The following is a 14,466-nucleotide window of genomic DNA, read 5'->3' as shown; positions in this document are numbered from 1 at the left end:
GGGCATTACTTCCGGCTGAACATGCCGCGCAGGCGCGAGGCCAGCGATGGCTGTGCTTTGACGAACGCCTCCCGCAATTTGAGCGTTAGCGCGAAGTCGGGGTCTATTGCCAGGGATTTGTCGAGATAGCTCAGCGCGGTGTCCGGATTTTTCGACAGATAGCCGATGGCCAGCCGGTTCAGGACATAAACGTTGTCCGGTTCGACTTCAGCCAGGGCATGCCAGCTGGCGAGCGCGCCGTCGATGTCCTGCAGGTCGTAGTGACAAAGCCCCTTGATGTAGAAATGATGACCGGGCGTCGGGTTCGCCCTGGCCGACAACTCGGCGTGCTTGAGTGCTTCCTCATGTCGTCCCACATTGCGCAACGCGTCGGCCATGATGCCGTCGGCGTTCACCAGGTAGTGATCGGGATGGCGCTCGTCCATTTCAAAAGCCTGGGCCTGGGCGTCGGTCAGGCGGTCCAGGATGACCAGGCAGCGGATCAGATGTTCGCGGGCGGACGGGTTATCCGGCCTGCGCTCCAGATAGTTGAAAAGGCTCTGCGCGGCGGCGGCGAAGTCTTCGAGTTCCAGGTGGCAATAAGCCTTGATCAGGTGGGCGTAATCTTCATCTGGATCGGCTGCGATGGCTTTGTCCAGATAGGGCAAGGCTTCGCTCCTGCGATCGAGATGCCACAGGCAGTTGCCCATGTTGCTGTTGGCTGCGTGGTCGGCGCTGTCGATTTCCAGGGCTCGGGTCAGCGGTGCCAGGGCTGCCTCGAACTCGTCTGCCTGATACAGCGCGTCGCCGAGTGTGGTCAGGGCGTCGAGCAGGCTGCGTTCACGGCCAAAACCTTCGGCTTCGATGACGCGCGCGCAGTCGGCCCGCGCGGCAGCGCAGGCCGCTGCTTCATCGTCATGCTCCCCCTGACGGACAAGCATGATTTGCGCTGCAGCCCGCTTGACCAGAGACTCGCCGAGATAGGCATTGTTGTCGATGCACCAGGAGAACAGCGGGATCGCCTGTTTCGGTTCCTTGTCCTTGAAATGGCTCAGGGCGCGTTTGTAGCGGCAGAGCGCGGTCGGACAGCCGGCTGCTTCGGCCTGCTTGTAAGCCTTTGCGGCGCGTTCGTAGTGAGCGCGGTAGTAGTCCGCTTCGGCATCCGTGAAAAAATCCTTGCCCTTGCGCCACCGCGCCAGTTTCGGCGAGCCTTCGCAGCAGTCGGGATGAAGTACCGGCAAGCCGGCCTGCAGGCGTTGAAGGAAAACAGCGAAATTGAACGGCCAGGCCTGGTCGTCCAGGCATTCTTCGTTCAGGACAAAATGGATCGGCACGTCGCCTTTGGGCTCCTTGAGCGCCTGCGACCAATGGACCGGTGCACCGGTGTTTTCCGGTGCAGCCCTGGGCGCGCGCGTCGCGCCGCCGATTGCAAAGCGGTGATGATCGGCGATCAGCAGGCGGGCAACGAAGTCGCCGTCGATACAGGATTCCCCCACCCCGCTCCCGCACCAGACGCCATCGACGACCACGTTGCCGCGCACGAGCAGGGCGGCACCGCTGGTGGCGACATTGCCGGCATGCAGGTCGCCGAGAACGACGAGGCTGCGCGCCTTGCTGTTCTGGCTGGTGATGTTGCCGGTGACCGTCAGCTTCCCGGTGACCAGGAAACCGACGGCCGGGCTTGCGGAAACGTCGTCGGGGAAATCAAGGTCCAGGCTATCCAGCGTCAGGTTGCCGTCACACACGGCGATCAACGGCTGCGGTGACTGCTTGTTAGCTTCGGCGTAGCCAGGCAGACGGTACAGCGAGTAACGCGTCAGCAGTTCGCCGGTCGGGACGAGGCGGATGTCGCTTGAAGCGAGCAAGGCCGCAGCGGAAGCGGCGCTCACCTGCCGACCTGGCTTTTCGGCCAGCCCGGCGTTCCGACGCAGGATATCCAGCGACTCCGGCGTGCGGGGTTTGCGTTTCTTTTGATAAAAACGCCCCAAGCGCGTGGCGTAGTTGAAGTAATCGGGCGGGTTGGGCTTGAGTTTGCCCGGCACATCCGGACACGGCTTGCCGTCGAGCAATGCGGCGAGGACGGCCTGCTGATCAAGGCGGATGGCATCCAGGATGGCGGTGTCGCCGGTGGACGGAATGATTTGGTTGGCGCTGACCAGGCCGCTGGCGCACAGCGCTGCTGCCGTGTCGGCATCGCCGGCCTCAATCGCGGCCGTCATGGCCTCCAGCGCCGCCAGTTTCTCGGGCGACAGGCTGGCCAGATAGGCTTCATCGGCGATGTCTTCTGAGCTGCGTGCATCGCCGTTGGTGATGACGCCGAAATCAGTAACGAGCGCGACCGCCTCGCCCTGCTTGTCCAATGCCCAGTAACTGGGATAGTAGCCGTCGCCCCAGCCAGACGTGCACAGCATGATGTTGCTTGCATCCTGCCCGCCCGATGGGCAATGGACAAAGGCGTCGCAATCCTCGGTCTTTTCCGCCAGGAAGGCCTCGTAGTAGTTGTCGAAATCGGGGTCTTCCGCTTTGGCGCGTTCCTCCCGTTCGGCCATGGCGCGCCCGGCATCGGCGTCCATGAAGCATCCCCAACCGGCGTCGACCGGGTAACCGTAGTATTCGTCTTCGCCCAAATCGGCAGCATTCTGGTCGGCGAGGAGGGCCATCTCCCAGGTGATCTTCGCCGGATCGATTGCCTGGCGCTTGCGTAGCCACAGCACCAGCAAAGCCGGACGTGAATTGCCTTCGACGTACTCGACGGCATAACTACCCGGTGCCACCTGGCGCGCAAACGGCTCGCCGTCAGGCTGCACGATGGGATCGCAGGCAACGATGTTGCCGCTGGTCACATTCATCGTGCCAATCGACACGCGTTTGAGCGCCCGCCGTTTCATTTCCTTGGTGCTGTAAAAAAGCGCAGCCAGATTTCCTTGGTCTATAAGAGACACATCATTCCTCATGCAGAACGCAGCAAAGCGATGCGTCCCTTGATTGAAATATCAATGATTGGCAGGCGAGCATCTACTGCATGACTTCCGCAAGCCACTCGGCAAAATGGGGCGGCGTCAGGGCGGCGATCTGCATGCCGCGATCGGCCAGTCGCTGCGCCATCAGCCGGTCGTAAATGGGGGTCGCGGCATCGTCGAGCGCGGCCAGGCCGAGCAGGGTGACGCGGGATTCGGCGAGGCGCTTCACGGCAGCAAGAAGATGCAGGGGCGGCGCCCCTTCCTCGAAGTCACTGATCAGCACCAGAACCGTCCGTTGTGGCTGGTCGACCAGGGTTTCGCAATAGCGCAGAGCGCGACCGATATCGGTGCCGCCGCCCAGTTGCACGGTGAGCAGTACTTCCACCGGATCGTGCGCGAGATGCGTCAGGTCGACGACACTGGTGTCGAACAGCACGAGCTTGACCCGGACGGCCGGCAGGCTGGCCATGATGCCGGCGAGGACGGCGCTGTAGATGACCGAGTCGAGCATCGAGCCGCTCTGGTCGACGCAGAGGATGACGTCCCAGGGCAGATGGCGCTTGACGCGGGCGTTGAACAAGGGGCGCTCGATCAGCAGGCGTTTGCTCCCAACATCGAAGTGCCTGAGGTTGGCGAGGATGGTTGCCCGCGCATCGAAATTGCGCGAATCCTTGAGCGACGAGCGCCGCTGCCGGTTACGCCGGCCGCTGAGGGCATTGACGAAGTCCTGGCGCAGGCGCCGGGTGATCTCGTCGACGGTGCGCCGGATGATCTGCCGCACCGCATCCCGCATCTGCCCGGAAAGACGTCCGCGCATCGAAATCAAGGCCTTGGTCAGCGCCGGTGTCGGTTCGAGCGCTTCGAGCAGGGCCGGGTCGCTGAGCAATTCGGTCATCTGGTAACGCTCGACGGCCTGCGTCTGCATGCGCTCGTAGACATCCCGGGGAAACAGCTTGCGCGAGCGGTTCAGCCAGTCGACCGCCTGAATCTGACTCGGATCAAGCGCCCCCCCCCCGCCGCGCACCAGGCCGCGCCCTTCGTATTCGCGCCCGTAAAGGAAATCGAGGGTTTGATCGAGTTGCCAGTCCTGGCCGGAAAAACTGGTGCAGGAAGACATCGGCGCCTCGGCATAGCGGCCGAGGATCAGGCGCCAGCGACGCAGGGTTTCGTGTTGATCCGGCAGGGACGAAGTCATGAAGAAGCAGGTCGATGCGGCGTGAAACGCGCCAGCACTCAAGTCAATCTAGATAAGCAGTCCATGATATTGCCATGAAGCGGCAGGGCAAGTGCATATTTTCGTTCGCCCCCCCCTCACTTCCAGCAAGAAACAGTGCTCCGCCGCAAAGTATTTCTGGCGCTCTGGTGACCCCCCCCCTGCTACCGCCCACGCCTTGTTTTTTCGGGCTTTTTCCGGCGATGACGGCAGCACCTGCGGCTAATGCAGAAAATACCGCATTTAGTCAACGTGTTGCTCGATAGCACTATATCTAGTAGATTGTCGGCCATTCCAAACCAAACAACACCTACCGAGAGGAGCTTTCAATGAGCAAAATCGCCGAGCAGTTGTCGTTGACCGACATTCCTGCACCGCCGCAATTCGCGCCGCTGCCCGAGCAGGAAATCTCCGGCGAGGTGCTCATCGAAAAGTACGCCAAGGGCAAGGAAACCAACGTCCACGACGTGCGCAAGCGCGTCGCCTGGGCGCTCGCCCAGGTCGAGCAGGAAGCCGACCGTGCGCACTGGGAAGGGCGCTTCCTGTGGGCCCAGGAAAACGGTTTCATCCCGGCCGGCCGCATCAATTCCGCCGCCGGCACCGACCTGCAGGCGACGCTGATCAACTGCTTCGTGCAGCCGGTTGGCGACTCCATCGTCGAAAACGTCGACGGCCGCCCCGGCATCTACACCGCGCTCGCCCAGGCCGCCGAGACCATGCGCCGCGGCGGCGGCGTCGGTTACGACTTCTCGTCGATCCGTCCGCAGGGCGCCCGCGTCAAGGGCACGCAGTCGCGCGCTTCCGGCCCGGTCTCCTACATGCGCGTCTTCGACCGCTCCTGCGAAACCGTCGAATCCGCCGGCGCCCGCCGCGGCGCCCAGATGGGCGTGCTGCGCTGCGACCATCCGGACATCGAGGAATTCATCCACGCCAAGGACAAGGGCGACCTGACCAACTTCAACATCTCGATCGGCGTCACCGATGCCTTCATGCAGGCCGTCGATGTTGACGGCGATGTCGAGCTGGCCCATCGCGCCGAACCGAACGCCGACATGAAGGCGGCCGGCGCCTACCAGCGCGACGACGGCACCTGGGTCTATCGCAAGCTGCGCGCCCGCGAGCTGTGGGACCAGGTGATGAAATCGACCTACGACCACGCCGAGCCGGGCATCCTGTTCCTCGACCGGATGAACAAGGACAACAACCTCAATTACTGCGAAGTGATCGAGGCCACCAATCCTTGCGCCGAACAGCCGCTGCCGCCTTACGGCTGCTGCTGCCTGGGTTCGATCAACCTGACCCTGTTCGTGCGCGACGCCTTCTCGAGCAAGGCCGAGTTCGACTTCGACGCCTTCGCCGAGGTCTGCCGCGTGTCCACCCGCATGCTCGACAACGTCCTCGACGCCACCCACTGGCCGCTCGAACGCCAGCAGCAGGAAGCCGCCAACAAGCGCCGCGTCGGCCTCGGCTTCACTGGTCTCGGCGACACGCTGGCCATGCTGCGCCTGCGCTACGACAAGTCGGAAGCCCGTGCGATGGCCGCCCGCATCAGCGAATTCATGCGCGACACGACCTACCTGACCTCGGTCGAGCTAGCTAAAGAACGCGGCGCCTTCCCGCTGTTCAACGCCGAACTGTATCTTTCCGGCGGCAACTTCGCCTCGCGCCTGCCGGCCGACGTCAAGGCCGAAATCCGCAAGCACGGTCTGCGCAACTCGCACCTCCTGTCGATCGCGCCGACCGGCACGATTTCTCTGGCCTTCGCCGACAACGCGTCGAACGGCATCGAGCCGCCGTTCTCCTGGACCTACAACCGCAAGAAGCGGATGCAGGACGGCACGATCAAGGAATACTCGGTCGAGGACTACGCCTGGCGCCTATACAAGCACCAGGGCGGCGACGTGACCAAGCTGCCGGAATACTTCGTCACGGCGCTGGAAATTTCCGCCAAGGCGCACGCCGACATGGTCGCCGCCGTCGCCCCGTTCATCGACACATCGATCTCGAAGACGGTCAACGTTCCCGGCGACTACCCCTACGAAGACTTCCAGGATCTCTACATGCAAGCCTGGAAGGCCGGCCTCAAGGGCCTCGCCACTTATCGTCCGAACAGCGTGCTCGGTTCCGTCCTGTCGGTCGAACCGGCCAAGACCGAAGCCGACGACGACAAGTCGCCGCAGGATTTCGTCACCGACGCCAACCGCCGCCTGTCGATCAAGAACCTGCCGGCACCGGTGCTCTCCAGCCTGCGCTGGCCGGGCCGCCCGAACCTGCCGGAAGGCAACCTGTGCTGGACCTACATGGTCGATTCGCCGATCGGCAAGTTCGCCCTCTTCGTCGGCCACGTCGAACAGGAAGGCCATGCCTGGCCGTTCGAAGTCTGGGCCAACGGTCCGGCCGAACCGCGCGGTCTGGGCGCCGTCGCCAAGACCCTGTCGATGGACATGCGCGCCAACGACCACGGCTGGCTGGAGATGAAGCTGGAAGCCCTGGCCAAGACGCCGGGCGACGCCTTCGAAATGCACATGCCGCCGCACGGCGAGAAGAAGCGCATGCCGTCCGTTGTCTCGGCCATGGCCCAGGTCATTCACTGGCGCGTCAACCAGCTCGGCGCCCTCGGCCACGACGGCCCGACGCCGGTCAAGGACGCCCTGTTCTCGACCAAGGAGCCGAAGACCGGCACCGACGGCACGCTGTCCTGGACGGTTGATGTCAACAACCCGTCGACCGGCGAGGATTTCGTCCTCGGCCTCAAGGAAATCACCCTGCCCGACGGCGTCACCCGCCCCTACTCGATGTGGCTGTCCGGCAACTACCCACGCTCCCTCGACGGCCTGTGCAAGCTCCTCTCGCTCGACATGCGCGTCATCGACCCGGCCTGGATCGGCATGAAGCTCAGGAAGCTGCTCGACTACTCCGAGCCGCTCGGCGATTTCATGGCCTTCGTTCCCGGCTCGCGCAAGCAGCAGACCTGGCCGTCCACCGTCGCCTATATTGCCCAGTTGATCATCCACCGCTACGCCATGCTCGGCGTGCTCGACGAAGCAGGCTTCCCGCTGCAGCAGATGGGCATCCTCGAAGCACCGGAAGACACCACCAGCAACAAGGTGCTGCCGACCCAGGGCAAGCTGTGCAGCGAATGCGGCAACCACACGATGATCCGCAAGGACGGCTGCGACTTCTGCACCGCCTGCGGCGCGGTCGGCACCTGCGGCTGAACGGATAGCGCAAAGCAGCAGCAAAAAGGCCCATCGACTGCGGTCGATGGGCCTTTTTGCATCCGCGCTTCCAGCGCAAACGCCCGCCCCGGGCGCCTTGGCGGCTCACCGGCCGGGGCCCGCAGATATGGTAAGACCACCCGCTTCTGCTAGAATGCGCGGACACGCAAGGTCGCATCCCCTATAAGCAGAGTACACAATGACAACTCAAGAATCGACCACCTTCGTCATCGTCGGCGTGACCAAGGATGGCAGGAAATTCCGGCCCAGCGACTGGGCCGAACGCCTCTGTGGCGTCATGTCGGCGTTCGGCGCCGAACGCAAGATGCGTTACTCGCCGTATGTCGGGCCCGGTGACTACAACGGCGACAAGGCTGTCTTCGTCGATGGCCGCCTCGGCGAGATTGAGCCGATGGCCTACCGCTTCATGCTCAACTTCGCCCAGGACAACGATCTGCAGATCATCGACGGCGTCTGCCCGCTGGACGGCAAGAAATAGAAACTGGCAGAGCAATGAAAATGGCGCCCGCAGGCGCCATTTTCATTGAGCAGGACGCGTCAATCAGGCAACGGCAACGCCCATCGCCTTGATCTGAGCCGAGAGGCGGCTCTTGGTGCGGGAAACTGCGTTCTTGTGCACGATCTTCTTGTCGGCAATGCGGTCGATGACCGACACGGACTGCTGGAAAACGCCTTGTGCGGCGGCTTTGTCGCCGGCGAGGATCGCCTTGCGCACGCTCTTGATCGCGGTACGCAGGGTCGAACGCAGGCTTGCGTTGTGGGCGCGCTGCTTGTCAGCTTGACGGGCGCGCTTGCGGGCTTGTGCGCTGTTGGCCATGAATGGAATCCAGGTAAGTAATGAACTAAAGCCGGCGATTTTAACACAAAAACCGACACATGCAAGCGCAACGGAAATCTTCAGCAATTACCGCTTATCCGCCCACAACAACCTTTCGCCACCTGGTTCTTCTCGGCACGAAAACTCGCAACTACACTCCGTCTGTCATAATCCGATTCACCGAGAGGCCATCTTGAACATCACTCTCCATCGCCAGCGAGCATCAGGCTTCACCTTGATCGAGATGATGGTCGCCGTTGCCATTCTGGCCATTCTGGCCAGCCTTGCCGCGCCAGCCTATCAGGGCATGATCGCTGGCAACCGGGTAAGTGCCGCCACCAACGAAATCCTCGAACTGCTCTCCATCGCCCAAGCAGAAGCCAGGAACCGTCAGGTCCCGGTCAGCATCACCATCACCAGCGTGACCGACGGTCAGCGCTGGAGCGTCGCCCCAACCAGCGACAGCGCCAACGTCGTGGTCTCGGCACTGCTTGGCACCGACGCCAAAGTAGCCGTCACCAGCACCTTCACCAACCTCCGTTTCCAGCCCGACGGCAAGCTCGGAGAAACAACGACCAGCAAGGCCATCGAGATCAAGTCCACTGCCTACTCGACCACGACACGCAAGATAGAAATCCTGGGCAGTGGCAAGGTCATTCTCATCAACCAGTGAGCTCCAGCGATGAATCTTCCCCACAACAAAACAAGCTTCAGACGACAGGGCGGCATCAGCCTGATTGAAGTCCTGGTTGCCGTGGTCGTCCTGGCCATCGGCGCACTCGGCATGGCCGGACTGCAGATGCGGGCGCTCAAGGGCGGCCAGAGCAGCGTGCAACGCAGCCAGGCGGTGATCATGAGCAACTACATGTTTGACGCCATCCGGGCAGACCGTCAGAACGCCGCCAACTACTCGATGGCCATGACCTGCGCCGTCCCGAATGGCGGTAGCCGAATGGCCAATGCTCAACGCGACTGGATACAAGGACTGAAGAACGCCCTCGGCAACGCCGCTACCACCTGCGGACAGATCGCCTGCGCCCCTACCGGCACCGACACACTGTGCACCGTATCGGTACGCTGGGATGACACCAGCGCCGGCGGCAGCGCTACCGAAACCCTCGCCACGAGCAGCCGGCTATGAGAACAACCGCCACCCACCCGCAAAAAGGCCTTTCCCTGATCGAGCTGATGGTCTCCATGGCCGTCGGCCTGATCCTGATGCTCGGCGCAGCCGGCATCCTGCTCTCCAACCAGCACACTTTCCGGAGCACCGAAAGCCTTGCCGACATCCAGAAAGGCGCCCGCATCTCGGTCGATCTGCTGGCACGCGAAATCCGCGAAGTCGGCAGCAATCCCTGTGGTGCCCTGCCGCTGGTCAGCACGGTAAACCCGGCGGCGGCAAGCGTCGGCCTCTATTGGAATACGCCGATCCGTGGTTACGATGGCGCCCAGGCGGCGACGCTGATCGGTGGCAATCCGGCGAACCGGGTGGCCAATACCGACGCCTTGCTGCTGACCCGCAGCGGTGACGAGACCTTGGGCATTTATGGACACAACCCCAAATCTGCCCAGTTCAAGATCACGGTTCCCCACAGCCTTGCCGCAGGAGACATCGTGCTGGCCTGCGGCAAGGAGAATGCTGCAGTGCTCCAGATCACCAACCTGCAGGACGGCAACTCCACCGTCGTGCACAACACGGGAACCGGCGCGCCGGGCAACTGCACCAAGGGGCTGGGTTATACCGACACACCTTGCGTCGGCAAGGACGTTTACAAGAATTTCGACGGCGGGTCGCTGGCCTCGAGCGAAAGCGGTTTCTGGTTCATCGGCACCAACCCGCGCGGCGGCCGTTCCTTGTATCGCCGCGCCCTGTCGGAAATCCCGGTTGCCGATGTCGAAATGGTCGACAACGTCTACGACATGCAACTGCGCTATCTGCGCCGCAACCGCATCAGCAACGCCCTGGCCGCCAGTTCCGTGGCCGCCATGCCGACCGACGCCGAATGGCTGATCACCGACAACGATCCGGTGGCTGCCGTCGAAGTCACCCTCACCCTGTGCGGCCCCGGCACCATCCAGAACCCCGGCCCAGTCACCGTCTGCCCGGCAAACACCATTGAGCGCCAGGTTTCCAGCATCGTTCAGATTCGCTCGCGGGAAGTCCTATGAAGACCAAGTTCAAGCCAGTTTCGCAAATGCCGCCGGCCAGACAACGCGGCATCGTCCTCTTCGTCGCCCTGATCATGCTCGTGCTCATGAGCATTCTAGGAATTTCCGGCATCCGCGGGATCGCCCTCGAAGAGAAAATGAGCACCATCGCCTATGACCAGAGCCTGGCCTTCCAGGCTGCCGAGGCCGCCCTGCGTGCCGGCGAACAGGCAGCCATCTCGCTGGCCCCCGGTAGCGAACCGGCGGACATTCCCTGCGCACCGCTCGCCGCTGCCCAGGCCGGCTATATTCCGACCCCCAGTCGCAACTGCCCTCCCAACTGGGCTGCCGATGTCGACATGAGCACGCTGATGGCCGCTGCGACACCGCTGGCGACCAACCTGGGCACCGTGGCCGGCAACGCCCCGCGCTTTCTGATCGAATACCTGGGTGGCGATGCCCCCTGCTATCCCGGGCTCAATCCTGACAAGAAGTACGATTCCTGTACCGCAGTCGAACAGGACTGTTCCTGCCATCGCTTCCGCGTCACCGGCATCAGCAACCCTGGCGACGGTCGCGCCAACGTCATTCTCCAGTCCGTCTTCTTCACACGCTGATTCCAACGTGCCAGTACCGAGGAAACCATCATGAACCAACGCCGCACCGACTTGATCCGCAGCCTGCGCAGACTCTCGCTGACCGGGCTCACCCTGGCCACGTTCTCGCTCGGCCACGCCGCCCTCAACATTCCGGACACGCCACTGCAGACCGGCACCTCAGCCGACCCGAACGTCATGATGATCCTTGACGACTCGGGTTCGATGCATTTTGAAATCATGCCAGACGAGTACACACTGACTGCCCAAGGCCAGTGGGTCTGGGTCAATAATGTGGGATGGGTCTGGGCTGGCGGCACCGCCTATTACGTTTTCCCGCGTGCTGACAACGTTTACGGACCAAGTGACTACACCAATGCCGTCGTCACCGTCGACTGGAACAACCCCTATGCCCGACTGGCGCGTTCCCCACAAATCAACTCGGTCTACTACAACCCGTCGGTGACCTATACCCCATGGAGCCCTAACGGCACCCAGGTTTTTGGCCCGGCTTCAACAACCTGCGCGTTGCACAACCCGATGAGAAGCGGGGTAGGCGCTGCCTTTTGCCGCAATCTGACGGTCAATAACACCAATTTCAATGGCAACAGCTGGATCAGCTGCACCGCGGCGAACAATTGTAATTTTGATACAAATAACCGGAATTTCTGGCCTGCCACCTACTTCCGCTACAACGGTGGCGGCATCTGGAACATCAACAACTACACCCAGGTAACGATACAGCCCGCCACCGCAACCTATTCCGGTGAGGGGCGCGACAAGCGCACCGACTGTACCAATGGCGTCTGCACTTACAACCAGGAAATCCAGAATTTTGCCAACTGGTACACCTATTACCGCTCGCGCGTCCTGACCGCCCGCGCCGGTATCGGCAAGGCCTTCTTCAGTCAGGGAACGGGATTGCGCGTCGGTTTCGGCGCAATCAACAAAGCCAGCACTGCGGTTGACGGCGCAAACTGGCGGACGATCATCAGTGGGGTACGTCAGTTTTCCGGCACCGATCGGAATAATTTTTTCAACAATCTGTACAGCCACAACATTCCGGCCCAGGGCACCCCGCTGCGCCGGGCACTTGACGATGTCGGACAGTACTACAGCTGGAACGATGACCGGGGACCATGGAGTTCAACACCGGGAAGCACCGGCGGCACGAGCCTCGCCTGCCGCCAGAGCTACACCATCCTGATGACCGACGGCTACTGGAACGATGCTGCCGCGAATACGGCAACCGGCAACCAGGATAACAGCGACGGACCGCTGCACACCGGCCCGAACGGCCAGAGTGGTCAGTTCATCAGTGAATCGCCTTTCACCGACGGCTATTCCGACACCCTGGCCGATGTTGCCGCCTATTACTGGAAAAACGATCTATCCACAGGGGCGACCGGTCTCGTCAATGCCGTGCCGACCACGACCCGTGACCCGGCCTTCTGGCAGCACATGGTGACTTTCGGTGTCGGCCTCGGGGTGCAAGGCAGCGTCGATCCGGATACTGCCTTCAATGCCATCGGCAATCCGGCGCAGAACATCACCTGGCCCAACAACCCCGCCAGCAGCAACCCAGGCAAGATTGACGACCTGCTGCATGCGGCGGTCAATAGCCGGGGCGCCTTCTTCAGCGCCCAGAACCCGGTGGAATTTGCCGATGCGCTGACCGACATGCTGAACGACATCGTGAACCGCAAGAGCTCTTCCGCATCGGTGGCTACCAACAGCACGAAGCTGACGACATCTTCGCTGGTCTTCGGCGCCAACTTCAACACCAACAAGTGGACCGGCGAGCTGGAAGCCTACGCGGTTACTGACAGCGGCGTTGCCACTACCCCCACCTGGAAGTCCTCGGAAAAAATCCCGGCCCACAACCTGCGCAAGATTTTCACGACATCCGGGAGCGCGGCCAAGGAGTTCCTCTGGAGCAACCTCAGCCCCACCGACCAAACTGCACTCGTCAGCAGCGACGTCGTCGCCTTCGTTCGAGGCGACCGCAGCAAGGAAGTCCAGAACGGCGGCACCATGCGCAACCGCGGTTCGCTGCTTGGCGACATCGTTCACTCCTCACCAAATTACTCGAAGGACAGCAAACTGGTCCTGGTTGGCGCGAACGACGGCATGCTGCACGGTTTCAGCGCTGACACCGGCGTCGAATTGTTCGCCTACATCCCCAGCCCCATGCTCAGCAAGCTGGAGCAATTGAGTCAGACCACCTATGGTCACAAGTTCTTCGTCGATGGCGAGATCGCCATCGGTGAAAAATCGCAGACCTTCCTGAACAAGACCTACGCCGTCGCCACGCTGGGTCGCGGCGGCAAGGGCTTGTTCGCGCTCGACATCACGACCCCGGCCAGCTTCGGCACCGGCAATGTTATCTGGGAATACGTCAGCACGACGGACAAGGATCTCGGTTACATGCTCGGCAAGCCGATCATTGCTCAGATGAACGACGACACCACCGTCGCCATCGTCGGCAACGGCTACAACAGCACCGACGGCAAGGCGGTTCTCTACATCATCAATCTGGAAACCGGTGCCGTCCGCAAGATCAGTACCGGCATTGCCGGTGACAACGGCCTGGCAACTCCCGGCGTCTACGATGCCAATGCCGACGGTTATGTCGACTACATCTACGCCGGCGACCTCAAGGGCAATGTCTGGAAATTCGACGTCACCAGCAGCAACGACAATCAGTGGAAGGTCGCCCACAACGGCGCCCCCATGTTCGTCGCCAAGGATGCCGCCGGCAATCTGCAACCGATCACGTCGCAGATCACGATGGCGAAAAATTATCTGCGGACCGACCCCAACCTTGGCAAGCTGTTCCTCTTCTTCGGCACCGGCGCCTATTTCCGCAACGGCGACCCCACCGACAAGGCGGTGCAAAGCTGGTACGCAATCATTGACGAAGGCACGACGATTGCCGGTCGCAACTTTTTGAAACCACGCGGTCTGAATTCGGTCTTCACGGTCGAAGGCAAGACGGTGCGCAGCTTCAAGCCTGCCGTGATCCAGTTCGACACCAACGGCAATGTCATATCGCACGACATGGCAGGTTGGAAGGGTTGGTACATCGACTGGCTGACGCCTCCCGCCAATACGGCACAAGGCGAACGCATCACTACCCCATCCGCCTTCTATCGCTTCACCGAACCGGTGCTGCTGGTCAGTTCCAACGTCCCGGTCGCCGACGACCCCTGCCAGCCCGGCGGTACAGGTTATCTGAACGCGATCAATGCCTTCACCGGCGGCAGCCTGAGCGAAAGCTTCTTCCTCTTCAGCAGCTACAGCGGTAGTACGGCGATCGGCTCGCTCGACATGGATATCGGCATGGTCAGTCAGGCAGCGATCTTTACCGGCGACTCCTCAACCGGCCAACTCGTTGTCGGCGGCAGCGGCAAGACGAACAGTCAGGATGGTGCCACCATGGGACATCAGCGGGTCAACACCGGCGTCCAGCCGCGCGGTCGCCTCTCCTGGCGCGAAATCATCAGGGATTGAT

10 protein-coding genes are annotated in these 14,466 nt (G+C 62.0%); 7 read left to right on the top strand and 3 right to left on the bottom strand.

Annotated elements, in window-relative coordinates; translation table 11 throughout:
• Positions 1-5: 5 nt before the first annotated feature.
• Both ACE3OV_RS09025 and ACE3OV_RS09020 read right to left on the bottom strand, forming a co-directional pair.
• Positions 6-2,828, bottom strand: a complete 2,823-nt coding sequence (locus tag ACE3OV_RS09025; RefSeq protein WP_374326670.1) for a DUF4241 domain-containing protein — start codon at positions 2,826-2,828, stop codon at positions 6-8.
• Positions 2,829-2,994: 166 nt separating this feature from the next.
• Positions 2,995-4,134 carry a VWA domain-containing protein gene (locus ACE3OV_RS09020; protein WP_374326669.1) on the bottom strand — a complete coding sequence of 380 codons (1,140 nt, stop codon included), beginning with the start codon at positions 4,132-4,134 and terminating at the stop codon, positions 2,995-2,997.
• A gap of 347 nt (positions 4,135-4,481) precedes the next feature.
• On the opposite strand from ACE3OV_RS09020, the gene ACE3OV_RS09015 reads away from it, so the two are divergent.
• The gene (locus ACE3OV_RS09015) at positions 4,482-7,370 is read left to right on the top strand and encodes an adenosylcobalamin-dependent ribonucleoside-diphosphate reductase (RefSeq protein ID WP_374326668.1); all 2,889 of its coding nucleotides are present in this window, start codon (positions 4,482-4,484) and stop codon (positions 7,368-7,370) included.
• Positions 7,371-7,569: 199 nt separating this feature from the next.
• Complete coding sequence (locus ACE3OV_RS09010; RefSeq protein ID WP_374326667.1) at positions 7,570-7,869, top strand: DUF3579 domain-containing protein; 300 nt, start codon at positions 7,570-7,572, stop codon at positions 7,867-7,869.
• 63 nt (positions 7,870-7,932) lie between these two features.
• Here ACE3OV_RS09010 and rpsT read toward each other — a convergent pair whose 3' ends face one another.
• Positions 7,933-8,208 (bottom strand): 30S ribosomal protein S20, encoded by a 276-nt coding sequence (rpsT, locus tag ACE3OV_RS09005; RefSeq protein WP_374326803.1) that lies wholly within the window; start codon positions 8,206-8,208, stop codon positions 7,933-7,935.
• Between the two features lie 193 nt (positions 8,209-8,401).
• Between rpsT and ACE3OV_RS09000 the strand changes: the two genes are divergently transcribed.
• From ACE3OV_RS09000 to ACE3OV_RS08980, 5 genes are read left to right on the top strand one after another with little or no spacing between them, the layout of a single operon-like run.
• The gene (locus ACE3OV_RS09000) at positions 8,402-8,881 is read left to right on the top strand and encodes a GspH/FimT family pseudopilin (RefSeq protein ID WP_374326666.1); all 480 of its coding nucleotides are present in this window, start codon (positions 8,402-8,404) and stop codon (positions 8,879-8,881) included.
• 9 nt (positions 8,882-8,890) lie between these two features.
• On the top strand, positions 8,891-9,349 hold the full coding sequence (pilV, locus tag ACE3OV_RS08995; protein ID WP_374326665.1) for a type IV pilus modification protein PilV: 459 nt from the start codon (positions 8,891-8,893) through the stop codon (positions 9,347-9,349).
• Positions 9,346-10,377, top strand: coding sequence for a PilW family protein (locus ACE3OV_RS08990; protein WP_374326664.1), 1,032 nt, complete (start codon positions 9,346-9,348; stop codon positions 10,375-10,377). Before pilV ends, ACE3OV_RS08990 begins: the two co-directional genes overlap by 4 nt.
• Positions 10,374-10,973 carry a PilX N-terminal domain-containing pilus assembly protein gene (locus ACE3OV_RS08985; RefSeq protein ID WP_374326663.1) on the top strand — a complete coding sequence of 200 codons (600 nt, stop codon included), beginning with the start codon at positions 10,374-10,376 and terminating at the stop codon, positions 10,971-10,973. The genes ACE3OV_RS08990 and ACE3OV_RS08985 overlap by 4 nt, the downstream gene beginning before the upstream one ends.
• Before the next feature lie 30 nt (positions 10,974-11,003).
• A complete protein-coding gene (locus ACE3OV_RS08980; RefSeq protein ID WP_374326661.1) occupies positions 11,004-14,465 on the top strand; it encodes a pilus assembly protein in 3,462 nt (1,153 codons plus the stop codon).
• Position 14,466: the final 1 nt, after the last annotated feature.

Source organism: Azonexus sp., assembly GCF_041909095.1.
GTDB lineage: Bacteria > Pseudomonadota > Gammaproteobacteria > Burkholderiales > Rhodocyclaceae > Azonexus.
This window is presented reverse-complemented; position numbering and strand designations above follow the sequence as displayed.

Bases quoted from the DNA above. Each gene is read 5' to 3' on its own strand.
- ACE3OV_RS08990 (WP_374326664.1), top strand. From the start codon at position 9,346: ATGAGAACAACCGCCACCCACCCGCAAAAAGGCCTTTCCCTGATCGAG.
- ACE3OV_RS09025 (WP_374326670.1), bottom strand. From the start codon at position 2,828: ATGAATGTGACCAGCGGCAACATCGTTGCCTGCGATCCCATCGTGCAG.
- ACE3OV_RS09015 (WP_374326668.1), top strand. From the start codon at position 4,482: ATGAGCAAAATCGCCGAGCAGTTGTCGTTGACCGACATTCCTGCACCG.
- ACE3OV_RS09020 (WP_374326669.1), bottom strand. From the start codon at position 4,134: ATGACTTCGTCCCTGCCGGATCAACACGAAACCCTGCGTCGCTGGCGC.
- pilV (WP_374326665.1), top strand. From the start codon at position 8,891: ATGAATCTTCCCCACAACAAAACAAGCTTCAGACGACAGGGCGGCATC.
- rpsT (WP_374326803.1), bottom strand. From the start codon at position 8,208: ATGGCCAACAGCGCACAAGCCCGCAAGCGCGCCCGTCAAGCTGACAAG.
- ACE3OV_RS08985 (WP_374326663.1), top strand. From the start codon at position 10,374: ATGAAGACCAAGTTCAAGCCAGTTTCGCAAATGCCGCCGGCCAGACAA.
- ACE3OV_RS09010 (WP_374326667.1), top strand. From the start codon at position 7,570: ATGACAACTCAAGAATCGACCACCTTCGTCATCGTCGGCGTGACCAAG.
- ACE3OV_RS08980 (WP_374326661.1), top strand. From the start codon at position 11,004: ATGAACCAACGCCGCACCGACTTGATCCGCAGCCTGCGCAGACTCTCG.